Origin of the sequence: Promicromonospora sp. NPDC052451, from assembly GCF_044547525.1 — a bacterium.
Taxonomy (GTDB): domain Bacteria; phylum Actinomycetota; class Actinomycetes; order Actinomycetales; family Cellulomonadaceae; genus Promicromonospora.
In genome coordinates this window covers 207362-230161 of the sequence record NZ_JBIUAP010000005.1, presented here as the reverse complement: position 1 = coordinate 230161, position 22800 = coordinate 207362, and the positions used below count along the sequence as shown (strand labels likewise).

20 protein-coding genes, 1 tRNA gene and 1 pseudogene are annotated in these 22800 nt (G+C 72.8%); 15 read left to right on the top strand and 7 right to left on the bottom strand.

Features of this window, described 5'->3' with window-relative positions:
* Window positions 1-123: 123 nt before the first annotated feature.
* The 7 genes from metG (at window position 124) to ACIG47_RS10865 (ending at window position 9538) form a co-directional block, all read left to right on the top strand.
* Window positions 124-1842: a methionine--tRNA ligase gene (gene metG, locus ACIG47_RS10895; RefSeq protein WP_397430811.1), complete on the top strand. Its 1719-nt coding sequence runs from the start codon at window positions 124-126 to the stop codon at window positions 1840-1842.
* An 8-nt stretch (window positions 1843-1850) separates the two neighbouring features.
* Entirely contained in the window at window positions 1851-2855 is a 1005-nt protein-coding gene (locus ACIG47_RS10890; RefSeq protein WP_397430810.1) for a TatD family hydrolase, read from the top strand.
* Between the two features lie 99 nt (window positions 2856-2954).
* Window positions 2955-4127 (top strand): ubiquitin-like domain-containing protein, encoded by a 1173-nt coding sequence (locus ACIG47_RS10885; protein WP_397409320.1) that lies wholly within the window; start codon window positions 2955-2957, stop codon window positions 4125-4127.
* A gap of 214 nt (window positions 4128-4341) precedes the next feature.
* On the top strand, window positions 4342-5961 hold the full coding sequence (locus ACIG47_RS10880; protein ID WP_397430809.1) for a transglycosylase family protein: 1620 nt from the start codon (window positions 4342-4344) through the stop codon (window positions 5959-5961).
* Between the two features lie 449 nt (window positions 5962-6410).
* A complete protein-coding gene (locus ACIG47_RS10875) occupies window positions 6411-7655 on the top strand; it encodes a ubiquitin-like domain-containing protein (RefSeq protein ID WP_397409324.1) in 1245 nt (414 codons plus the stop codon).
* Between the two features lie 24 nt (window positions 7656-7679).
* Window positions 7680-8588 carry a 16S rRNA (adenine(1518)-N(6)/adenine(1519)-N(6))-dimethyltransferase RsmA gene (gene rsmA, locus ACIG47_RS10870; RefSeq protein ID WP_397430808.1) on the top strand — a complete coding sequence of 303 codons (909 nt, stop codon included), beginning with the start codon at window positions 7680-7682 and terminating at the stop codon, window positions 8586-8588.
* Window positions 8585-9538 carry a 4-(cytidine 5'-diphospho)-2-C-methyl-D-erythritol kinase gene (locus ACIG47_RS10865; RefSeq protein WP_397409328.1) on the top strand — a complete coding sequence of 318 codons (954 nt, stop codon included), beginning with the start codon at window positions 8585-8587 and terminating at the stop codon, window positions 9536-9538. The genes rsmA and ACIG47_RS10865 overlap by 4 nt, the downstream gene beginning before the upstream one ends.
* 21 nt (window positions 9539-9559) lie before the next feature.
* On the opposite strand, the gene ACIG47_RS10860 is transcribed toward ACIG47_RS10865, so the two are convergent.
* Window positions 9560-10369, bottom strand: coding sequence for an acetylxylan esterase (locus tag ACIG47_RS10860; protein WP_397430806.1), 810 nt, complete (start codon window positions 10367-10369; stop codon window positions 9560-9562).
* Between the two features lie 83 nt (window positions 10370-10452).
* Entirely contained in the window at window positions 10453-11439 is a 987-nt protein-coding gene (locus ACIG47_RS10855; RefSeq protein WP_397430805.1) for an acetylxylan esterase, read from the bottom strand.
* A gap of 92 nt (window positions 11440-11531) precedes the next feature.
* On the opposite strand from ACIG47_RS10855, the pseudogene ACIG47_RS10850 reads away from it, so the two are divergent.
* The 3 genes and pseudogenes from ACIG47_RS10850 to ACIG47_RS10840 all read left to right on the top strand — a co-directional run.
* Window positions 11532-12000, top strand: a pseudogene (locus tag ACIG47_RS10850) (ATP-binding cassette domain-containing protein); the annotation flags it as partial.
* A 113-nt stretch (window positions 12001-12113) separates the two neighbouring features.
* Window positions 12114-13397, top strand: coding sequence for an ATP-binding cassette domain-containing protein (locus tag ACIG47_RS10845; protein ID WP_397430973.1), 1284 nt, complete (start codon window positions 12114-12116; stop codon window positions 13395-13397).
* Window positions 13394-13870 carry an Lrp/AsnC family transcriptional regulator gene (locus ACIG47_RS10840; protein WP_397409334.1) on the top strand — a complete coding sequence of 159 codons (477 nt, stop codon included), beginning with the start codon at window positions 13394-13396 and terminating at the stop codon, window positions 13868-13870. The genes ACIG47_RS10845 and ACIG47_RS10840 overlap by 4 nt, the downstream gene beginning before the upstream one ends.
* Before the next feature lie 3 nt (window positions 13871-13873).
* Here the strand turns inward: ACIG47_RS10840 and ACIG47_RS10835 are convergent, their stop codons facing one another.
* Window positions 13874-14800 (bottom strand): LD-carboxypeptidase, encoded by a 927-nt coding sequence (locus ACIG47_RS10835; protein ID WP_397430804.1) that lies wholly within the window; start codon window positions 14798-14800, stop codon window positions 13874-13876.
* A 213-nt stretch (window positions 14801-15013) separates the two neighbouring features.
* Here ACIG47_RS10835 and ACIG47_RS10830 point away from each other — a divergent pair, with 213 nt between their 5' ends.
* Both ACIG47_RS10830 and ACIG47_RS10825 read left to right on the top strand, forming a co-directional pair.
* Entirely contained in the window at window positions 15014-15544 is a 531-nt protein-coding gene (locus ACIG47_RS10830; protein ID WP_397430803.1) for a peptidoglycan-binding protein, read from the top strand.
* A gap of 1 nt (window position 15545) precedes the next feature.
* Window positions 15546-16229, top strand: coding sequence for a hypothetical protein (locus ACIG47_RS10825; protein ID WP_397430802.1), 684 nt, complete (start codon window positions 15546-15548; stop codon window positions 16227-16229).
* 73 nt (window positions 16230-16302) lie between these two features.
* On the opposite strand, the gene lat is transcribed toward ACIG47_RS10825, so the two are convergent.
* Window positions 16303-17610, bottom strand: a complete 1308-nt coding sequence (gene lat, locus ACIG47_RS10820; RefSeq protein WP_397430801.1) for an L-lysine 6-transaminase — start codon at window positions 17608-17610, stop codon at window positions 16303-16305.
* A 56-nt stretch (window positions 17611-17666) separates the two neighbouring features.
* A complete protein-coding gene (locus ACIG47_RS10815; protein ID WP_397430799.1) occupies window positions 17667-18890 on the bottom strand; it encodes a CynX/NimT family MFS transporter in 1224 nt (407 codons plus the stop codon).
* Between the two features lie 161 nt (window positions 18891-19051).
* Here ACIG47_RS10815 and ACIG47_RS10810 point away from each other — a divergent pair, with 161 nt between their 5' ends.
* A complete protein-coding gene (locus ACIG47_RS10810; protein WP_397409346.1) occupies window positions 19052-19492 on the top strand; it encodes a hypothetical protein in 441 nt (146 codons plus the stop codon).
* A gap of 9 nt (window positions 19493-19501) precedes the next feature.
* On the opposite strand, the gene ACIG47_RS10805 is transcribed toward ACIG47_RS10810, so the two are convergent.
* The gene (locus ACIG47_RS10805) at window positions 19502-20005 is read right to left on the bottom strand and encodes a MarR family winged helix-turn-helix transcriptional regulator (RefSeq protein WP_397430798.1); all 504 of its coding nucleotides are present in this window, start codon (window positions 20003-20005) and stop codon (window positions 19502-19504) included.
* 89 nt (window positions 20006-20094) lie between these two features.
* On the opposite strand from ACIG47_RS10805, the gene ACIG47_RS10800 reads away from it, so the two are divergent.
* The gene (locus ACIG47_RS10800) at window positions 20095-21138 is read left to right on the top strand and encodes a maleylacetate reductase (protein WP_397430797.1); all 1044 of its coding nucleotides are present in this window, start codon (window positions 20095-20097) and stop codon (window positions 21136-21138) included.
* Between the two features lie 780 nt (window positions 21139-21918).
* Here ACIG47_RS10800 and ACIG47_RS10795 read toward each other — a convergent pair.
* The gene (locus ACIG47_RS10795; protein WP_397409352.1) at window positions 21919-22521 is read right to left on the bottom strand and encodes a TetR/AcrR family transcriptional regulator; all 603 of its coding nucleotides are present in this window, start codon (window positions 22519-22521) and stop codon (window positions 21919-21921) included.
* A gap of 189 nt (window positions 22522-22710) precedes the next feature.
* On the opposite strand from ACIG47_RS10795, the gene ACIG47_RS10790 reads away from it, so the two are divergent.
* Window positions 22711-22782, top strand: a tRNA-Gln gene (locus ACIG47_RS10790).
* The last annotated feature ends 18 nt before the right edge of the window (window positions 22783-22800 follow it).

Here is a 22800-nt window from a genome sequence, read left to right as displayed (position 1 = left end):
TCCCCACTCTGCCACGCCGGCTGCGGGCCGAGCGGCCCCACCACAGCCACCGGCGTATTGCGCTGGGCGCGTGGCCCTAGGATTGGACGACAGTCTCTTCCCGCAGAATTGGAGCATCCAGCGATGGCTCGCCACCTTGTCACCAGTGCGCTTCCGTACATCAACGGCATCAAGCACCTGGGGAACATGGTCGGGTCGATGCTCCCGGCCGACGTGTACGCCCGCTACCTGCGCCAGCGCGGTCACGACGTGCTGTACATCTGCGCCACCGACGAGCACGGCACGCCCGCGGAGCTCGCCGCGGCCAAGGCGGGGCAGCCCGTCGCCGAGTTCTGCGCCGCGGCGCACGAGACCCAGAAGTCGATCTACGACGGGTTCGGGCTGACGTTCGACTACTTCGGCCGCAGCTCCTCGCCGCAGAACGCCGAGATCACGCAGCACTTCGCGCGGCGCCTGCACGAGAACGGGTTCATCGAGGAGCGCGCCATCCGGCAGGTCTACTCGCCGGTCGACGGGCGCTTCCTGCCCGACCGTTACGTCGAGGGCACCTGCCCGCACTGCGGCTACGACAAGGCGCGCGGCGACCAGTGCGAGAACTGCACGCGCGTGCTGGACCCGACCGACCTGATCGACCCGCGCTCGGCGATCAGCGGTTCCACCGACCTCGAGGTGCGGGAGACCAAGCACCTGTTCCTGCTCCAGTCGAAGCTGCAGGGCGAGGTCGAGGCGTGGATCGACGAGAACAGCAAGGAGTGGCCGCTGCTGTCGACGTCGATCGCACGCAAGTGGCTCGCCGAGGGGCTGCACGACCGCGCGATCACGCGCGACCTGGAGTGGGGCGTCCCCGTCCCGGCCGACACCTGGCCGGAGCTCGCCGCCGAGGGCAAGGTCTTCTACGTCTGGTTCGACGCCCCGATCGAGTACATCGGCGCCACCAAGGAGTGGGCGGACGCGGCGGCCGACGGTGAGACCCGGGACTGGAAGTCCTGGTGGTACGAGGCCGCAGACGTGCGCTACACGCAGTTCATGGCCAAGGACAACGTCCCGTTCCACACGGTGATGTTCCCCGCGACGCAGCTCGGCGTCCGCGAGCCGTGGAAGATGGTCGACTTCGTCAAGGGCTTCAGCTGGCTCAACTACTACGGCGGCAAGTTCTCGACGTCGCAGCAGCGCGGTGTGTTCACGGACGCGGCCCTGGAGATCCTGCCGGCCGACTACTGGCGCTACTACCTCATCGCGAACGCCCCGGAGTCGGACGACTCGTCCTTCACCTGGGAGCAGTTCGCCGGCACGGTCAACAAGGACCTGGCGGACACGCTCGGCAACTTCGTCAACCGGGTGCTGACGTTCTCGGCCAAGCGGTTCGGCGAGACCGTGCCCGCGGGCGGCGAGCCCGGCGACGCGGAGGCGAAGCTCGGGACCGAGGTCTCCCGCCTGCTGGCGGAGCTCGAGGAGCACATGGAGGCCCTGCAGTACCGCAAGGCCGCGAACGCGCTGCGCGCCCTGTGGGCGGCGGGCAACGCGTACCTGGTCGAGAAGGAGCCCTGGAAGCAGGTCAAGTCCGACGAGGCCGCCGCTGCCGTCACCCTGCGCACCGCGATGAACCTCATCCGCCTGTACGCCGTGGTCTCCGAGCCGTTCATCCCGCAGAGCGCGGCCACGCTGCGCGGCGTCTTCGCGCTCGACGACGCGGCCACCTGGGTCACGCCCGAGGAGGCGACGGCGCTCGACGCCGTGCCCGCCGGGACGGCCTTCACGGTGCCGCCGGTGCTGTTCGCCAAGATCAGCGACGAGGACCTGGAGGGGTATCGGGAGCGGTTCGGCGCCGGGCCGGTGGACTGACCCAGGCGATGGCGAAGCGCACGCGCGAGCGCGGTTTCCCGGCCGACCCGGAGCCGCTGCCCGTCCCGGTCGTGGACAACCACACCCACCTCGACCACATCGCCGCGGTGCTCCCGGACGAGGCGCCCGACGGCGAGCCGGCCGGCCAGGCCTGGCCGCCGTCGGTGGCCGACCACCTCGCCCGGGCGGCCGCTGCGGGCGTGGACCGGGTGGTCCAGGTGGGCTGCGACCTCCCGTCGGCCCGCTGGACGGTAGACCTCCTGACCCGGCCCTCCGTGTTGAGTGCTGGACTTTCGCCCTCCTGGTACACAGAAAAGGGCGAACACCCAGCACTCAGCGGGGTGGTGGGGGCCGTGGCCATCCACCCGAACGAGGCGACGCTGCACGCCGGGATCGACGAGGTCGGGCCGGACGGGCTCGCGCCCGAGCGGCAGGAGCACCACGCGGTCGGCCTGGACGACGCGATCGCCGAGATCGCGGGGCTCGCGAAGGGCAACGACCGGGTCCGGGCGATCGGTGAGACGGGCATGGACCTGTTCCGTACCGGACCACGCGGCGAGCAGGCGCAGCGGGACGCGTTCCGCGCGCACATCGCCCTGGCCAAGGAGCTGGGCCTGGCCCTGCAGATCCACGACCGGGACGCCCACGCCCAGGTCATCGAGGTCCTGCTGGCCGACGGCGCCCCCGAGCGCACTGTCTTCCACTGCTACAGCGGCGACGCCGAGATGGCTCGCGTCTGCGCGGAGCACGGCTGGTACCTGTCGTTCGCCGGGCCGGTCACGTTCAAGGCCAACGACCACCTGCGCGCGGCGCTGACCGTGGCGCCGCGCGAGCTGCTGCTGCTGGAGACCGACGCCCCGTACCTCACGCCGCACCCGTTCCGGGGCCGGCCGAACGCTCCCTTCGCCGCGGCCCACACGATGCGCGCCATGGCCGTTCACCTGGGCACGGACCTCGCGGCCCTGTGTGCCGACGTCGCGGCCAACTCCGAACGCGTCTACGGCACGTGGTGACCGTGGCGAGAAGGACGCCTTGAGTGTAGAAATGCGGCATTTCATTTCTTCCTCGTATGTCTTCTCGCGTGCAGTCCATTCCGTTACGGTCTGGTGCTCGTGGTGAGGTACGCACGGCCCTGGCTCGCGAGCAGGCCGGCCCGATGGGTGGTCCGTGGCGCCGTCGTCGGCACGCTGGTCGCCGTGAGCGGCGTCTACGCCGCCAACGCGGGCACCCTGACGATCGACTACAACGGCGTGGTCCGCACCGTGGGCGTCTACGGCGACACGGTCGGTGAGGCGCTCGCCTCGCAGCACATCGACCTGACCGCCGACGACGTGGTGCAGCCCGCCGCGGACGCCGCCGTCGGCCCGGGGAACACCGTCGTGGTCCGCACCAGCCGCGAGATCACCGTGGAGCTCGACGGCCAGACCATCACGCTGCGCACCACCGCGGGGACGGTCGGCGAGCTGCTCGCCGCCCTGGGCCCGCGCGGCGACGGCGCGCTCGCCACGGCCTCCCGCACCGCCCGGCTCGACCGCGACCCGGTGCGCTTCTCCACCGTCAAGAAGCTCAACATCGCCGTGGACGGCTCCGTGCTGGAGTTCCACACCACCCAGTCGACGGTGCGCGGCCTGTTCCAGGAGGCGGGCATCGCGCTGGCGGACGGCGACGTCACCTCCGTGCCGCTCGACGCTGCGGCGGTGGACGGCATGGTCGTGATGGTGAGCCGCGACGCGTCGTCGTCGAGCACGGTGACCGAGGTGCTGCCGTTCAAGACCGAGACGGTCGAGGACCCGAGCCTGCCCGAGGGTTACGAGTCGATCCGCACGGCGGGCGTGCCCGGCGAGGCCGAGGTGACGTACGCGGTGAAGACCGTGGGCGGCGCCGTCGTCGAGCGCACGGTGGTGGAGCGGAAGGTCGTGCGCAAGCCCGTCGACGAGGTGATCGCCGTAGGCACCATGGACGTGGCCACCGCGCCGGTGGACCCGGGCTCGGCCCGGGCGCTGGGCCAGGCGATGGCGGCCGAGCGCGGGTGGGGTGCGGACGAGTTCGCCTGCCTGGACCAGCTCTGGCAGAAGGAGAGCGGCTGGCGCTGGAACGCGGACAACCCGAGCAGCGAGGCCTACGGGATCGCGCAGGCCAACCCGGGCTCCAAGATGGCGACCGTCGGCAGCGACTGGCTGACGAACCCTGCCACGCAGATCGAGTGGGGCCTGGGCTACATCTCGGGCCGGTACGGCACGCCGTGCGCCGCCTGGGCCCATTCGGTGGAGATCGGTTGGTACTGAGGGCGTTCTTCACCCCGAAATATTTGGGAGATTAAAGGACCTTCCGGGCCATTCGCGCGTGTCTATCCGCCATATGGCTTGCAATGGATAACAGCAGGGTTACGGTCACCTCGACCGCCGGATCGGCGGGCCGGACCGTGTCCCAGCACGGGAGGCGCGTGCGCGTCGCACCGTCCCGGCCCTCGTGCCCGGACCGTCCGAGGACTGGACTCGCGTGGTATCTCCCCAGGGCAGCCCCAGCGACTCTCGCATCGATCCTGACGCCGACGGCGACCTCGAGCTGGCCGAGATCTTCCGGCCTCCGCCCCGCTCGTACGAGGTCTTCCCCGCGGCGATGTTCACCGTGCCCGACACCGTGGCCGGCGCCGAGACCGGCGTCTCGGAGGTCATGGCGGGCATGCCGCCCGGCCATCCCTCCGGGCCCGTGCCGGTCGTGCCGGCGGGCGACGGTCCGCCCGGCAGCCTCGGCGTCCTTCCCGTGCCGCCTCCGCCCCCGCCGCCGCCCGAGCCGCCCCGGCGGAAGCGCAAGGCGGCGATGGTGACGGCCGCGGCCGTCGTGCTGGCCGGCGCGGGTGGCGCGGTCGCCTACGGCGAGGCCCACAAGACCGTCACGCTCGACGTGGACGGCGACGTGACCACCGTCGAGACCTTCCAGGGCGACGTGGCCGACCTCCTGACCGACGAGGGCGTCGAGGTCTCCCGCCGGGACGAGGTGGCGCCCGGCATCGGCGCCGCGCTGAGCGACGGCAGCACCGTCGTGGTGCGGACCGCGCACCGGCTCACCCTCCGGGCGGACGGCGAACGCCGCACCGCCTGGGTGGCCGCGCTCGACGCCGACCAGGCCCTCGACACCCTCTCCGCGCGCGAGGGCGACGTGGTGCTCCTGCCCGCGGTGGCCGGCGGGAGCGCCACGCTCCCCATGCGGCTGCACGTGGACGGCCCGGTCACCCTGGTGGCCGGCGGCAAGGAGCAGCAGGTGGCCGACGGCGCCGTGATGCTCGACGCGCTGCTCGCCGCGCACGACGTGCGGGTGGACGGCGACGACCGGATCGTCGTCGAGCGCAGGCCCGCGGAGGGCTCGGAGGAGCCCGCGCTGACGGTGGTCGTGCAGCAGGTCCAGACGTCCATCGAGGAGACCGTCAGCGAGATCCCGTTCGAGACGGTGACGGCGACGGACCCCGGCCACTACGAGGACCTGGGCCCGTACCTCGCGCGCTCGGGTGCGGTGGGCGAACGAGTCACCTCGTGGGACATCACCCGCGTCGACGGCAAGGTCACCAGCCGGGAGAAGCTGTCCACGTGGGTGTCCCGGCCTCCCGTGGACAAGGTGATCATGTACGGCACCAAGGCGCGTCCCGCGCCGGAGCCGGAGAAGAAGGACAAGGACAAGGGCAAGGAAGCCGGCAAGGACGCGAGCAAGGACTCGAGCAAGGACTCCGGCAAGGACTCGCCGAAGGGTGAGGACGGGCCGAAGGGCAAGGACTCGCCGAAGGGCGACGACGAGCCGAAGGAGGAGGACAGACCCGAGCCGGACGCCACGGCCCCCGTGGACGAACCGGCGCAGGAGACACGGGCCCAGACGCTCTCGGCACCCGTGGGGGACGTCTGGACCAGCCTGGCCGCGTGCGAGTCGGGTGGTGATCCCACCACGAACACGGGCAACGGGTACTACGGGCTCTACCAGTTCTCGCAGGGTACCTGGGAGGCGATGGGCGGCTCGGGCCTGCCGTCGGACGCATCGGCGGCCGAGCAGACCATGCGTGCCCAGGCGCTCCAGCGGCAGTCCGGATGGGGGCAATGGCCGGCGTGCTCCGCTGCCCTGGGCCTGTCCTGACCCACCCAGAACTTGGACGCTCGTCCTGGACGAGTGACCGAGACCACACTGTCAATCCACTCAGATATTTGGCCGAGCGATAACAAATCAGTTACGTTCGGTTGTCCTCGCTGGCGTGGGGGTGCGTCGTGGTGTAACCCACGGCACCTCTGTGGCAGCAGGACGGCACTGGTCGCGGACCCTTCGCGGCGAGTGTGCGACCGCCGGATCGGCCGGTCGAGACCGCGACGGCTCGCGAGAGCCGCCCGGCCCCCAGGCCGGTTCGTGGTAGGGCTCCGCGCGTGCGGGCGCCCGTCTCGCCGCCCGTGCCCGGGACGTCCGACGACTGGACACGAGTGAACCCCCGTTTTGAGCAGCAGAGTTCTGGCTCCATCCCCAGCACCAACTCAGAGTCCGAGGCCGTAGCACCCCAGGCCACTACCGCCAAGCGTCGCCGTCGCTGGCCCCTCGTGGCCGGTCTCGCAGCCGTCGCGGTCGCCGCCTCCGGATCCGTCGCCTTCGCAGAGGCGCGCAAGACCGTCACGCTGGACGTCGACGGCACCACCAAGACCATCACCACCTACTCCGGCTCCGTCCAGGGCATGCTCGACTCACAGGGCATCCGCCTGGGTGAGCGCGACGTCGTGGCCCCGGGCACCGGCGCCGAGCTGTCCGACGGCGACCAGATCGTGGTCCGCTACGCCCGCCAGGTCACCATGACCGACGGCAAGGACCAGCGCGACGTCTGGGTCACCGTGACCGACGCGGGCGAGGCCCTGACCACCCTGGCCGAGCGTGGCGGCGACGTCGCGCTCGTGGCGTCCCGTTCGGGCGACCGTGCCTCGCTCCCGCTCCGCCTGAACGACGACGGCCCCGTCGCGGTCGTGGCGGACGGCCGGACCCAGGTGGTCGAGGACCACTCGCAGAGCGTCGACAGCGTGCTCGGTGGCCTCAAGATCGAGCTCGACAAGGACGACCTGGTGAACATCGCGCCGGTCGCCGCGCTCGAGAAGGACAAGACCATCGACGCCAAGGCGGCACGGTCCGCCGACGACGCCGGCGCCGACGTCGCCATCCAGGTGCAGCGTGTCGAGACCAAGCGGGTCACCCAGAAGTTCGACCTCGACTTCGACACGAAGACCGTCCAGGACGGCGACCGCTACGAGGACCTGGACGACGTGGTGCGGACGGCGGGCGAGAAGGGTGTGCGCACCCGGGTCGTCCAGCTCCGCACCGTCGACGGCGAGGTGGTCCAGCGCAAGGAGATCTCCGACGAGGTGACCCGGAAGCCGGTCGACCGGGTCGTCGTCGAGGGCACCAAGGAGCGCCCCGTCGTCGTCGAGGAGGAGGCCGTCGAGCCGGCCACCACGAGCGCCACGACGGAGTCCAGCACGTCCAGCACCCCGGTGCCGGCGGGCTCGGTCAAGGAGATCGGTCAGCAGATGGCCGCCGCCCGCGGCTGGACCGGCTCGGAGTGGACCTGCCTCGACCTCCTCTGGGAGCGCGAGTCCGGCTGGAACTACCAGGCGGCCAACCCGTCCTCGGGTGCCTACGGCATCCCGCAGGCGCTGCCCGGCTCCAAGATGGGCACGGCGGGCTCCGACTGGGCCACCAACCCGGCCACGCAGATCGAGTGGGGCCTGGGCTACATCGCGGACCGCTACGGCACGCCGTGCGGTGCGTGGGGCCACTCGGAGTCGGTGGGCTGGTACTGATCCCCTTCGGTTAGGCTCCCCTGCATGAACGAAACCTCAGGCGCCCTGCTCGGTCCCGCGGAGATCCGCGACCTGGCAGGGCGCTTGGGCGTCCGGCCCACCAAGACCCTGGGCCAGAACTTCCTGCACGACGGCGGCACCGTCCGCAAGATCGTGCGTACCGCCGAGCTGCGGCCGGGCGAGCGCGTGGTGGAGGTGGGCCCGGGCCTGGGGTCGCTGACCCTCGGCCTGGTGGAGGCCGGAGCCTCCGTGGTGGCCGTCGAGATCGACCCGGTGCTCGCGGGTCAGATCACCGCGACCGTCACGGCGCGGTTCCCGGACGCCGACTTCGAGGTGGTGCTCTCCGACGCGATGGACGTCACCACCCTGCCCGGAGCGCCGCCGACGGCGCTCGTGGCGAACCTCCCGTACAACGTGGCCGTTCCGGTGCTGCTGACCATGCTCCAGCGGTTCGGCTCGCTGGAGCGCGTGCTCGTGATGGTCCAGGCCGAGGTGGCCGACCGCATCGCCGCCGTGCCCGGCAGCAAGATCTACGGCGTGCCGTCCGTCAAGGCCGCCTGGTACGCGTCGGCCCGCCGCGCCGGGACGATCGGGCGCAGCGTCTTCTGGCCCGCGCCCAACGTCGACTCCGCCCTCGTCCGGCTGGAACGCCGGGAGCCGCCGTCGACCACCGCGTCGCGCGAGGAGGTCTTCGCCGTCGTCGACGCCGCGTTCGCGCAGCGCCGCAAGACGCTGCGCGCCGCGCTGTCCGGGCTGTTCGGCTCGGGCGCGGCGGCCGAGGCGGCGCTGCGCGCCGCGGGCGTGGACCCGGGGGCGCGCGGTGAGACCCTCACGGTCGAGCAGTTCGCCGGGGTCGCGGAGCACCTGCCGGAGGGGGCGGTGCTGCGGGCACCCCGGACGTCCGGTGCCGGCGACGTGGAGGAGGCGCGGTGAGCGCCCGGCTCAGCGCGGCCCCGCCGCCCTCGGTCCGCGTGCGCGCGCCCGGGAAGGTCAACCTCGCGCTGCGCGTGGGGCCGGTCGGCGAGGACGGCTACCACCCGCTGGCCACCGTCTTCCAGGCCGTGTCCCTGTACGAGGAGGTCACGGCCACCCAGGTCCCGCCCGGTGCGGGCATCTCGCTGACGGTCTCCGGCCCGCAGTCCGAGGCCGTCCCGACCGACGAGACCAACCTCGCCTGGCGTGCCGCCGCCCTGCTGGCCGACCGGACCGGCCTGGCGGCCGACGTCGCGCTGCACCTCACCAAGGGCGTGCCCGTGGCGGGCGGCATGGCCGGCGGGTCCGCGGACGCCGCCGCGGCGCTCGTGGCCTGCGACGCGCTCTGGGACGCCGGCGTGCCGCGCACGGAGCTCGTCGAGATGGCCGCGGAGCTCGGGGCGGACGTGCCGTTCTCGCTGCTCGGGCACACCGCCGTCGGCACGGGGCGCGGGGACCTGCTGACCCCGGCGATGACGCGCGGCGAGTTCCACTGGTGCTTCGGCACGCAGCGGACGGGGCTGTCGACACCCAGCGTGTTCCGCCGGTTCGACGAGCTGGCCGGCCCGTCGACGGGCGTGGTCACACCCGAGGACGACACCGACATCATGCACGCGCTGCGCGCCGGCGACCCCGTGGCGCTGGGCAAGGCCCTGCACAACGACCTGGAGGCCCCGGCGCTCGACCTGCGCCCGGAGCTGGCCGAGGTGCTCGAGGTGGCCACCGAGGCCGGCGCACTGGGTGTGGTGGTCTCTGGGTCCGGCCCCACCGTGGCCGCACTCGGCCGGTCACGGCAGCACGCCCTCGCACTGGGCGCCGCGTGGACGGCGGCCGACGTCGTCGACTCGATCTGGTGCGCCACGGGGCCCGCCCCGGGCACGCAGGTCGTGACGTCGGTCGCGCGTCAGTAGACGATCCCCGGCAGGCGACCGTCAGTAGGCGACCTGGGGCACGAAGACGTTCGTCAGGTCCGTGTGCGCCGTGATCCATCGGGCGCGGCGGGCCGGCACGTCCTCCTCCGTGGTCAGGACGCACTCGACCACGCGCTTGACGGTGCCCGTCATCGCGGCCAGCGCCAGCGCCGCGTTGAAGCCCCACTCCTCCAGCAGCACCTGGGCGCCGGCGCCCTGCGTGAGCTGCAGCGGAGTGCTGGCCCGGCGCGCGAAGGCGACCAGGGAGTCCTTGTGTGCCGCGGGGATGTCGCCCTCCACCAGGGCACAGGCGAGGTCCGGCAGGAGCCCGGCCGCCGCCACCGCCGCCGCGGCCACCGGCCCGGTGCCGAGCACGGCCACCCGTGACGGGTCCACGCTGGTGACGGTCCGCAGCGCCTGGACGGCTCGGACCGCATCGGTGAACACGGCCCGGTTGTACGGGTCGTCGAGGTCGTCGCCCGGCAGCTCGACGACGAGGTGCACGAACCCGCCCGACGCCGGCCACTCGCCGTCCCGCCCCGCGCCCGACCCGGCCGGCCGCAGCTCCACGACACCCGGCCGCGGAGCCCCGGCGTCGGCCGGGGTGAGGAGCCGGCCCGCCACGGGGCGGCCCTCGAAGCCGGCGAAGGTCACCGACTCCGCCACGAGACCCCGGGACCGGGTGGACGCGGGCGCGAGCACCGGCGCGACCTCGATGTCGCGGTGCACGGCGAGCGTCCGGGACCAGAACAGGTCGAAGCCCTCGGGCTCGTCGGTGGCAGGCGGGGCTGCCGGCGCCACCGTGACGGGCGGCAGGTCGTACTCGGGCACGGGAACACCTCCGGGGACGGTCGTGCGCTGGGAGCCTACCGCCAGGGTGTGACAGCCAGGTCTCGGTTCCGCCCCGGTGCGCGTCAGACCCGCTTGCCCAGCCACTCCAGCTTGCGGGGGAACCGGTAGTCGCCGCCGCCCTCGTGGTCGTTGTAGGGGTAGACGTCGATCTCCCGGTCCACCTCCGCCTGCCGGGCACCCCAGCCGTTGAACGCCGCGTACACCGTCGACGGCGGGCACGTCGCGTCCATGAGGGCCACCGAGAACAGGCCGGCGGCGTGCGCGCGGCGGGCGAACGAGACGCCGTCCAGGTAGGAGAACGTGCGCCACACGCGCTCCTCCACCTCCGGGCCCCGGTGCACGGAGAGGTACTTGGTGATCTCGCCGTACGGGAAGTTGTCCGTGATCGACACCGCGTGGCGGTAGTGGCACAGGAACGGGACGTCCGGCATGGCCGCCACCAGGTCGGGTACCAGCCCCGCGACCGCGATCGTGATGCCGCCGCCCTGGCTCCCGCCGCTCACGGCCACCCGCTCGGGATCGATCCCCGGGATCGTGCGCACGGCGTCGACCGCACGCACGCCGTCCGTGAAGACGCGGCGGTAGTAGTGCTCGTGCGGGTCCAGGATGCCGCGCGTCATGAAGCCCGGCGACGCGGGGGCCGAGCCCACCGGGTCCGGCGTGTCACCGCCCCCGCCCCACCCCGAACCCTGTCCGCGCGTGTCCATCACGAGATGGGCGTAGCCCGCGGCGGCCCACTCCAGGCGCTCGTGCGGCAGCCCGCGCCCGCCGCCGTACCCCAGGTACTCCACCACCACCGGCAGGTCGCCCTCCGCGTGCGCCGGCCGGGTCAGCCACGCCTTGACGGGGTGTCCGCCGAACCCGGGGAACGTCACGTCGTCGACCAGCACCTGCGTCAGGCCCGCGTCGACCCGCTCCACCGCCGGTGCGCCGCCGAACGACCTGGCCTCCGCGAGGGTCTCCGACCAGAACTCGTCGAAGTCGCCCGGCTCGTCGAGCTCGGGGGCGTACCGCTCCAGGTCGGGCAGCGGCATGTCGAACTGGGCCACGTCTGTACTCCTCGGTGTCGTCGCGTCACGGGCCGCCGGGTCTCAGGTCACCGTCGACCGGGGCGAGCGTAGCGCGCGACTACCCTTGACTGGTGGCACATCTTCTCGGCGCAGACGGCATAGCGCTGACCATCGGCACCCGCACCCTCCTCCAGGGCGTCTCCCTCGGCCTCGACGACGGCGACCGCGTCGGCGTCGTCGGACCCAACGGGGCAGGCAAGTCGACCCTGCTCCGGATCCTCGCGGCCACGTCCCTGCCCGACGCCGGACGCGTCACCCGGGTGGGCGGCTCCACCCTGGGCATGCTCGACCAGCGCGACGACCTCGCCCCCGACGCGACGGTGCTCGACGTCGTGCACGGCGACGCGGCGACGCACGTGTGGGCCTCGGACGCGCGGGTGCGCGAGGTGCAGCAGGGCCTGCTCGCGGACCTCGCCTGGGAGGCCCCGGTCGCGAAGCTCTCGGGTGGGCAGCGCCGGCGGGTGGCGCTCGCGGCCCTGCTCGTGCAGGACCCGGACGTGCTCCTGCTCGACGAGCCCACCAACCACCTCGACGTGGAGGGTGTCGCCTGGCTGGCGGCCCACCTGCGCGAACGGTACGGGCGTCCGGGTGCGAACGGTGCGCTCGTGGTCGTGACGCACGACCGCTGGTTCCTCGACGAGGTCTGCTCCCGGATGTGGGAGGTGCGCGGTGACGGCACGGGCGAGGTGGACGGGTACGAGGGCGGCTACGCCGCGTACATCCTGGCGCGGGCCGAACGCGGCCGGCAGGCCGCCGCGGCCGCCGAGAAGCGCGACAACCTGCTGCGCAAGGAGCTCGCGTGGCTGCGCCGCGGGGCACCCGCCCGCACCTCCAAGCCGAAGTTCCGGCTCGACGCCGCCGCGGCGCTCATCGCCGACGAGCCGCCGCCGCGCGACTCGATGGAGCTGACCCGCATGGCGACGCGCCGCCTGGGCAAGGACGTGCTCGACCTGGAGTCGGTCAGCGTGCGCGTGCCCGGACCGGACGCCCCCGACGCCAAGGTGCTGTTCGACGACGTGACGTGGCGGCTCGGGCCCGGCGACCGCTACGGCGTCGTCGGCGTGAACGGTGCGGGCAAGACGACGCTGCTCGCGCTGCTGGCCGGGCGCCGCGAACCGGACTCCGGCCGCGTGAAGCGCGGCAAGACCATCCACGTGCGGGAGCTGTCGCAGGACGTCACCGAGCTGGACGAGGTGGGGCGGCTGACGGCCGTGGAGGTGATCGAGCAGGAGAAGGGCCGGGTCGTCGTGGACGGCAAGGAGCTCACCGCGGCGCAGCTCACGGAGCGGCTCGGGTTCACGCGCGAGCGCGCGTACACGCCCGTGCGGGACCTGTCCGGCGGCGAGCGGCGGCGGCTGCAGCTCCTGCGGCTGCTCGTCTCCGAGCCCAACGTGCTGCTGCTGGACGAGCCCACCAACGACCTCGACACCGACACCCTGGCCGCCGTCGAGGACCTGCTGGACGGCTGGCCGGGCACGCTGATCGTGGTGTCGCACGACCGGTACCTGCTGGAGCGGGTCGCCGACCGGCAGGTCGCGCTGCTCGGCGACGGGACGATCCGTGACCTGCCCGGAGGCGTCGAGGAGTACCTGCGGCTGCGGGCCGCGGCACGGGCCGGGGGCACCGCCCCGTCCGCGACCGGCTCCGGTGGGGCGGCCTCCGGCGGCACGGCTCCGGGCGGTGGCACGACGTCGGGCGCCCCTGCGGGCGGGGAGGTCTCGCAGCGCGACATCCGCGCCGCCAAGAAGGAGGTCTCCCGCATCGAGCGGCGGCTTGCGAAGATTGCGGAGAAGGAGGCCGAGCTGCACGAGACGATCGCGCAGCAGGCCACGGACTACCAGGCCGTCGCCCGGCTCGACGCGGAGCTCCGCGACCTCGCGGACGAGCGCGACGAGCTCGAGTCGGCCTGGCTCGAAGCGGCGGAGGTGGCGGGATGACGGACAACGATCTGACACCGCTCGACGGGATCGACCGAGCACTCGTCGACGCACTGCGCAACGACGGCCGGACCACGCTCGCGGTGCTGTCCGAGATCTCGGGCCTGTCCCTGTCGGCGGTGCAGGTGCGGGTCCGCAAGCTGGAGGCGCGCGGCGTCATCACGGGCTACCGGGCGGTGGTGAACCCGGAGGCGGTCGGTCTGCCGCTGTCCGCGTTCGTGGAGATCACGCCCCTGGACCAGGCGCAGGAGGACGACGCGCCCGAGCGGCTGCGCGGCATGCCCGGGATCGAGTCCTGCTACTCCGTGGCCGGCAACGCGAACTACCTGCTCACGGTCCGGGTGGCCTCCCCCCGCGCGCTGGAGGAGCTGCTCGGGCGGATCCGCCGCACGGCCAAGGTCTCCACCCGTACCACCGTGGTGCTCCAGACGTACTTCGAGGGGCAGACGACGGAGCCCGGCGCCACGCGGTAGCCCTCAGCGCGGGCCGAGCGCCGGCTGGTCGAGGGTCAGGGTCCCGGCGTCGGCATCCAGCTCGGCCACGACGCCGAGCGGCACGGTGACCGGGTCCGGTCCGTGGCCGAACCCGAGCTCGCCGAGGATCGGGATACCGAGGGGGCCGAGCAGGTCCAGGATCACCGGCTCCACCGGCTCGCAGTCCTGCCACGAGCCCAGCACGACGCCCAGCGCACCGTCGAACCAGCCCGCGCGCAGCAGGTGCGTGAGGAACGAGTCGATGCGGTAGGCCCGCTCGTCGACGTCCTCCAGCAGCACGATGCCGCCCGCCGCGGACGGCGGCGTGGTGCCGACCCCCACCGACGTGGTCAGGAGCGAGACGCAGCCGCCGGTCGTGACGCCGCGTGCCGTGCCGCCCACGAGGGTGCGGGCGCGGGGGCCGGTCAGCTTCTGGGCGCCGTCGGGCTCGAACAGCGTCTGCCGCAGGTGCTCGCGGGCGGACTCCGACGCGAGGAACGACGCGGTGCCCGGCATCGGGCCGTGCAACGACACCACGCCCAGGTGCAGCGCCACGGCCTGGTGCAGCACCGTGCAGTCGCTGTACCCGACGAGCACCTTCGGGTCGGTGGCGGCCAGGGCGTCCCAGTCCACCAGGTCGACCATCCGGGTCGCGCCGTAGCCGCCGCGCAGGGCGAGGACGGCGCGGACGTCGGGGTCGAGCCAGGCCTCCTGGAAGTCCGCGGCGCGTGCGGCGTCGTCCCCGGCCAGGTACCCGTGGACCGGGTGCGTGTCCCGGACGTGCGGCATCACCTGCACGTCCAGGCCCCAGGCCCGCAGGTGGCCGACGCCGGCACCGAGCCGGTCGGCCGGTACCGGACCCGACGGGGCGACCACGGCGACGGTGTCGCCGGGCTGCAGTCGCGGCGGGCTCATCAGGGGCCGGAGCATGCGGCCGACACTACCTGCCTGCCTCGAGGGCGCTCGGAGGCGCCCCTGACTTTTCGCCCGCGACAGATTCGCCCCATGTGAAATCGACGCGCGCCACCGGGCCCGCGCATGCTCGGGACCATGTCCGGTGCGTCGCTTCCGTCTTTTAAGGGCGGATTGTTACGCTCGCGCTGGCCCGAACTCCGGGCGAGCGGACGAAGGAGCGCCGAGGACATGCCCAGCACCCGGACCTGGCTGCAGGCGGGCGGCGGCACCGTGGTCGCGGCCCTGCTGGTCGCCGCCGTGGTGCAGGCGATGCACTCGAGCGCGATGTGGGTGTCCAACGACCCGGTCGGCGAGTGCGGCGTGACCGAGGGCGGTGCGGTGGTCGCGGCCCAGAACGTGCTGTGGGCGGGCACCGGGCTCGAGCCCGTGGACGGGTCGTGGGACGCGGAGTCGGAGGTGGCGACCGAGGCGTTCCAGGCCTACAACGGCCTGCCGGTGACCGGCTGCGTCGACGAGAGCACCTGGGTCACCATGCGGGCGCTGCTGGTCTCCGTGTGCGACCCGGAGTTCGAGTGCCAGGGACCCGACCACCGTGTGCGCTACTGGGCGCCGGGCGGCGCCCGCGAGACCTACTTCGCGGAGAACGACTGCGACTGGGGCTCCTGGGTGCCGCAGGGCGTGGCCCTGAGCCCCGTCTCCTCGAAGACGGTGATCGCCCTCTCGCGCGACGCCGTGACCGAGATCGAGTGCGGGGGCTGACGTGGTCACCACGATCGAGGAGCCCAGGATCCGCCCGGAGTGGCTGCTCGGCGGGGCGGTGACGCTGCTCGGCGCGATCATCATCGTGGTGGTCACGCTCGTGCTGGGCGCGGGGGAGGAGGAGCCGGTCGTCGAGCCCGTCGACGCGACCGAGCTCACCGCCGGCACCTGCGCCGAGGACCTGCGCCAGCCGCACTGGGTGCCCGAGGACGTCCGGCGCGCCGTGGCCGAGTGCCCCGCCGACATCTCGGCGCGGATCGGCCGGACGACGGCGGAGGACCACCTCGGTACCTGGATCACGTACCTGCTGGACGGCGACGAGAACGCGGAGACGCTGGACGGCGGGCCTGGTCCGGCCTGGCCCGAGGACGACGTCCGCGCCGGGGCCTACCACCCGGCGTCGGCCATCGTGTACGTGGCCTACCCGGGCTCCACCGAGCTCGCGGACGAGCTGTCCGGCGACACGGTGACGGTGGAGTGGGCGGAGCTGGCGGAGTCGGGCCGGGACGCCCGGGTCACCCGCGTGGACAACAACGGCTTCGGCCCCGTGCGCGTGGAGTGGACCGACGACGCCGGTTCGTACCTGCTGCTCGCCACCCTCGGGCGGACTCCCGAGGGGAGCTCGGGCCCGACGGTGGCGGAGCTGGTCCGCATCGCCGACAGCGTGGCCGCCGACGACGAGTGACGCGGTCGGACGCCCAGGCCACCGGGGTGCCCTGAGCATCCGACACGTGCGGCGCCGGCCGGCGCGGGGAGTCTCAGAGGGTGGCCGCGAGGGCCTCGTCCAGGGCGCGGACGCCGGCCTCCAGGGCCTCCGCCGTGACCGTCAGGGCGGGGCGGAAGCGGACCGACCGCTCGCCACAGCCCAGCAGCAGGACGTTCCGCTCGGTGACCGCGGCCAGCACCGCGTCACGGACCTCGCGGGACGGGAGCGTCAGCGCGCACATCAGGCCGCGGCCGCGGACGTCGGTCACGCCGTCGTGCCGCGCGGCCAGCTCCGTGAGCGCGTCCTGGAGCTGCTTGCCCATGGTGCGGGCCCGGTCGACCAGGCCCTCGGCCTCGTAGGTCTCCAGGATGCGGCGGGAGCGCACCATGTCGGTCAGGTTGCCGCCCCAGGTGGAGTTGATGCGCGAGGAGACGGCGAACACGTTGTCCGGCACCTCGTCCACCCGGCCGCCGGCCATGACGCCGCAGACCTGCGTCTTCTTGCCGAACGCGACGACGTCGGGCGTGACGCCGAGCTGCTGGTACGCCCAGGGGGTGCCGGTGATCCCGGCGCCCGTCTGCACCTCGTCCAGGATGAACAGGGCGTCGAACTCCCGGCAGAGCGCCTGCATCCCCTGGAGGAACGAGGGGCGGAAGTGGTTGTCGCCGCCCTCGCCCTGGACGGGCTCCATGATGAAGGCCGCGATGTCGTGCGGGTTCGCCTCGAACGCCGCGCGGGCGGCGCCGAGCGCCTCCGCCTCCGCCGCGTCCATGTCCCGGCCCTCGGCGATGTACGGGGAGGGGATGCGCGGCCAGCCGAACTTGGGGAACCGGGCGACCTTGCCCGGTTCCGTGTTGGTGAGCGACATCGTGTACCCGGACCGGCCGTGGAACGCGTGCTCCAGGTGCATCACCTGGGTGCCCAGCTCGGGGGAGCGGCCGTTCGCCTCGTTGTGGCGGGACTTCCAGTCGAACGCGACCTTGAGCGCGTTCTCGACCGCCAGGGCGCCGCCGTCGATGAAGAACAGGTGCGGCAGCGCGGGGTCGCCGAGCACGCGCGCGAAGGTGTCGGCGAACCGGGCCATCTCGACGGTGTAGATGTCGGAGTTGGACGGCTTGTTGATCGCGGCGGTGGCGAGCTCCTCGCGGAACGCCGCGTCGTCGGCCAGGGCCGGGTGGTTCATGCCGAGCGGCGAGGAGGCGAAGAAGGTGAACAGGTCGAGCCACTCGCGACCGTCCCGCGCGTCGACGAGCGTGGAGCCGTGCGACCGGGTGAGGTCGAGGACGAGGTCGAAGCCGTCGACCAGGAGGTGCTCGCGGAGGGTGGGGAGCACTGCGGTGGGCTCAAGAGATGTCGTCATAGCGGCAAGGTAGGCAATGATCCTGCCAAGATTCAACGACTATGGAAAAGTTCCTGTTACGGTCGCGGGTGCCTCGGCCGCCTCGTGGCGACGAGCTCCGCCGTCGCCAGGGTCAGCGTCGAACCGAGCATGACCAGGAGCGCCGCCGTCCAGCCGCCCGACGCCGCGTGCACCGCGCCGATCACCGCGGGTGCCGTGGCGGCGACGGCGTAGCCGAACGCCTGGACGGCCGCCACCGTCCGGCGCGTCTGGGCCACCGTGCGGCACCGTTGCGCCACGAGCGTGAAGATCACCACGAAGTTCCCGCCCTGGGCGGCCCCCGCGAGGCTCACCCACACCAGCCACCACTCGGGCGCCAGCAGCAGGCCCACCGGGAGCGCGACCCACAGGAGGCCCATCGCGACCGCGGCCCACCGCATCGGGACGCGGGCGGCGAGCGCCAGCGGTACGAGCACGCTGCCCGCGATCGCGAGCCCCTGGAACGGCGCCGCGGCGTTGCCCGCCGTCGTCACCGAGAGGTCCAGCAGGTCGCCGAGCAGCTCGGGCAGCCAGCCCGTGACCGCGAAGTACGAGAACGACTGGCCGGCGAACGCCAGGGACAGCACCCAGGTGATCGGGCGCCGCAGCACACCCGCCCACGTCTCGTCCGGCCGCTCCGGGACCGGGCCCGGGCCCGCCGCGCCCCGCGCAGGCGCGCGGCCCGTCGCCCCGCGGGTCGTGACCAGCCAGACCACGAGCGCCACCACCGCGACCGCCGTCCACGAGGCGACGGCGCCCTGCCAGCCCAGCAGGGCGGCGAACGGCGCGGTCAGCGACGTCGCGAAGACCGACCCGAGGTTCATCACCGACGAGTACAGGCCGGTCGCCAGCGCCGTCCTGGCCGGGAAGTCGCGCGCGATGATGACCGGCACCACCACGTTGCCCACCGTGATCGCGGCACCCAGCAGGACCGTCCCGGCGAACGCCGCCACCACGCCGGCGGTGCCGGACCCCGCCGAGCGCACCAGGGTCCCCGCGATCACGCCCAGGAGCGCCACGGTCACCGCCGCATACGGCCCCACGCGGGCGATCAGGGCCGACGCCGCGGGCGCCACCACGCTGAAGCAGAGCGCCGGGATGCCGACGAGCAGGCCGGTCAGGGTCTGGTCCAGGCCGAGCCCGGTCGCGACGTCGGCCAGGACCGGCGGCAGGGACGTGATGGGAGTGCGCAGGTTCACGGCGAAGACGAGGACCGCGACGAGCAGCGCGGAGCCGCCGGCCGCAGCGCGGTTGGTGCTCATGATGCTGTCATTGTGCGGGACGGGGGTGGTTCGTCGCCTCGGGCGTCCATCTTCTCCGCACGCGGTGTGGCGTTCGTCATCGCCTCCTCCCCAGGAGCGCCGGCGGCTTTGCCGCTAGATTGGGCGACCGGTCACCAGGTTCGGAACAACTGAGGTATCGAATGAACCAGCGACAGGTCCTCCGGGGCGGGGGAGCACTTGTCGGAGCGCTCGTGCTCCCGGGGCTGCTCTCCGGGTGCGGTCTCGACATCGGCAAGTTCGACTACACGGAGCCGCAGTTCGTCGGCTCCTACGCGGCGGCCGGGTCCACGACGGTCGTCGCGCTCGGCGAGGACCGCACGTTCACGGCGACCGGCGTGCCGGACGCCGTGCTGGACAAGGCCGTGCGCGACGACACCCGCAGCCTGCCCTCCGAGATCGAGGGCACGTGGAAGTACGTCGCCAAGAACGCCGCCGACCACGTCGAGCTCACGGTCACCGACGCCGACGGCCTGCCGGTCAGGATGCGCGACCTGCCGCTGTACGTCGCGGACGCCGACGACCTCTTCTTCCTGCCCGACCAGCTCGGGCGCGAGAAGGTGGTCGTGAGCCGGAGCCGGTGAGGCGGCGGCTCAGTCGTCGAACTGTGCGGTCACGGTGCGCAGCAGGGCCGCGAGCTGCGGGCGCTCCGCCGGGTTCAGCGCGGTGAGCACCGTGGCCTCGATGTCGAGCAGGTCGCTCATGGCGGCGTCGACCCGGGCCAGCCCCTCGTCGGTGAGCTCGACCAGCACGCCGCGCCGGTCGTCGGGGGAGCGGTGCCGCTGCACGAACCCCCGCGACTCCAGCCGGTCGATCCGGTTGGTCATGGTGCCGCTGGTGACCAGCGTCTGCGTGACGAGGGTGCCCGGCGACAGGCGGTAGGGCTCGCCGGCGCGGCGCAGCGCCGAGAGCACGTCGAACTCCCACGTCTCCAGGCTGTGCCGGGCGAACGCCGTCCGACGCGCGAGGTCGAGGTGCCGGGCCAGCCGCGAGACCCGGCTGAACACCGTGAGCGGCTCGAGGTCGAGGTCAGGGCGCACGTGGCGCCACGCGGCGACGATGCGGTCGACCTCGTCGGCGGGACCGGTGTGCTCCATGGCGAGAGGCTACCGGATGTCTCGATATCAAGAATCTCGACAGGCGCGTCCGTGCCCGCGGTCCGTGATCGACCGTAGGCTCGGGCACCGTGGGAACAGACATCAGGGTGCACGAGGTGTACGCCGGCCGGGTGCTGCAGGGCGCGGGGGCGCGGGGGCTCGTGCCGGACGAGGTCGACCGGCTCGGCGCGCGGCGCGTGCTGGTGGTGGCGGCGCCGTCGTCGGCCGAGGTGGCGCAGGAGACGGCCGCGGCCCTGGGCGAGCGGTACGCCGCGACCTTCGGCCGCCCCGTCCAGCACACCCCGGTGGAGGTGACCGCCGAGGCGCTCGCCCTGGCCCGGGAGGTGCGCGCGGACGCGCTGGTCGCGATCGGCGGCGGGTCCGCCGTCGGGCTCTCGAAGGCGCTCGCGATCCGGACCGGCATGCCCCAGGTCGCCCTGCCCACCACGTACGCCGGGTCGGAGGCCACACCCGTGCTCGGGGAGACCGAGTACGGGGTCAAGACCACGCGCCGCGATCCCGCCCTCGCGCCCGGCACCGTCGTCTACGACCCGGAGCTCACGCTGTCGATGCCGCACGGGCTCACGCTGACCTCCGCCCTGAACGCGCTCGCGCACGCCGTCGAGGCGCTGTGGGACACGCGGGCGAGCGCGGCGACCCGCGCGTACGGGGTCGGGGCCGCGGACGGCATCCTGACCGCCCTGCCCGTGGTGCTCGACCACCCGTCCGACGCCGACGCGCGGGCCCGCCTCCAGGAGGCGGCCTGGCTCGCCGGCGCCTGCCTGGCGCAGGCGCGGATGGGGCTGCACCACCAGCTCGCGCACGTGCTCGGCGGCACCTACGGGCTGCCGCACGCAGAGCTGCACGCGCTGCTGCTGGCGCACGTCATGCGGTTCGACCTGGCGGCGGCGCCCGACGCGACGGCACGGCTCAGGCGCGTCGCCGGCGGCGACCCGGTCCGCGCGGTGGCGGCGCTCGCGGCACGCCACGACGGCCCGACGACGCTCGGCGCGCTCGGCCTGCCCCGCACGGTCCTGCGCGAGGTGGCCGAGCGGGTGGCGGCCGCCCCGTACCCGAACCCCCGGCCGGTGACGGCGGACGCCGTGGAGGAGCTGCTGCTCGCGGCGTGGTGAGGGCGGCTGTGCTCGCGTGCGAGCCCGGCCGGCGCGGCTCGACCGGCGCACCCGGCCGGCGCGGCTCGACCGGCGCACCCGACCGGCGCACCAGGACGACGCGTCCCGATGCCCCTCGCGCAGTCGTGACACTCTCGGTAGACAACGTCTACTACCGGCAACACACCCTCGCGGGGATATCTCACCCCGGAGCGGAGCCCGCCCGAGGCGCACGGCTCCTCGCTGAGCCGGCAGAAGAATGACCGGTTTGTGGCGCTGCGTGGCTCGATTCCGACCCCAATATCACAGGGTGAAACTTGGTGCGCATTAAAGGTGAATATCCAATTCCCGTTGCAGAGTCCGTCTCGCGTGCTTAGCGTATGGAACGCGAACACTGTTCCGCTCGCAGGTGATCATCCTGTGATTCCCGTTTTCTGGAAGGAATAGCACCATGACCGTCGTTGACATCATCGCGACCCTGCTCGACTCCCTCGGCATCACGGTGGCGCAGATCCGCGACCTGCTGGGCCTCTGAGCAGGTAGTATGCGGCTCGTCGCGCTCAGCGGCGGCGCAAGCACCATCCCCAGCTGAACGAACGCCTCCCACGCAATTCCGTGGGAGGCGTTCGTTCTATTGCGTGCACGCACACTTTGCTGCGTCGGCGCAAGAATGCGCGCACCGTTCGGCCGAACCGGTATCCTGCCGACATTTTGCCGCTTTTATTGACGCATCTTCAGTGCGGCACGCCAGGCACGGCCGGACAGCGCTTCATCGGGAAACATGCCGTTCGAGGTGCCGGATCAGCGCGACAGCTTGGTCAGCGCCGGCTTCTTCTCCATGTTGTGCAGCCCGTTCCACGCCAGGTTCACCAGATGGGCCGCCACCTCGGACTTCTTGGGGCTGCGGGCGTCGAGCCAGTACTGGCCCGTGAGCGCGATCATCCCCACCAGCATCTGCGCGTAGAGCGGCGCCGCCTTGGTCTCCAGACCGTTCGCGCGGAACTGGGGTTCGAGGATCGCCTCGACCTGCGTGGCGACGTCGCCGATCAGGCTGGAGAAGGTGCCGGTCGCCTGCGCCACAGGGGAGTCGCGGACCAGGATGCGGAAGCCGTCCTCGGACGACTCGATGTAGTCCAGCAGGGCGAGCGCCGTGCGCTCCAGCAGCACCTTGGGGTGGCCGCCCGAGCCGAGGGCAACCGTCAGGGCCGTCGTGAGCGCCTGCACCTCGCGGTCGACCACCACGGCGTAGATGCCCTCCTTGCCGCCGAAGTGCTCGTACACGACCGGCTTGGACACCTCGGCGCGCACCGCGATCTCCTCCACGCTCGCGCCCTCGAAGCCCTTCTCGGCGAACAGCCCGCGACTGACGGCAAGGAGCTGCTCGCGGCGCTGACTGGCCGTCATGCGAGGTCGGTGGGTACGTCGGTTCTCGGCGGCCATGGGGTTCATTGTGCCTGACGGCACGTCGGCGGATCCGGTGGTGATCCGGTGGTACGGCATGGGGCACACCCGTGGACCTGGCAGACTGTTCACGGACGTGCGACGGTGGCACCCGCCCGCTTCGGGGCACGACGGAGCCTCGCGCGCGCCCGGTCCGCCTTGGTGTAATCGGCAGCACAGAGGTTTTTGGTGCCTTTAGTCCAGGTTCGAATCCTGGGGGCGGAGCCGTCCGGATCTGACGAA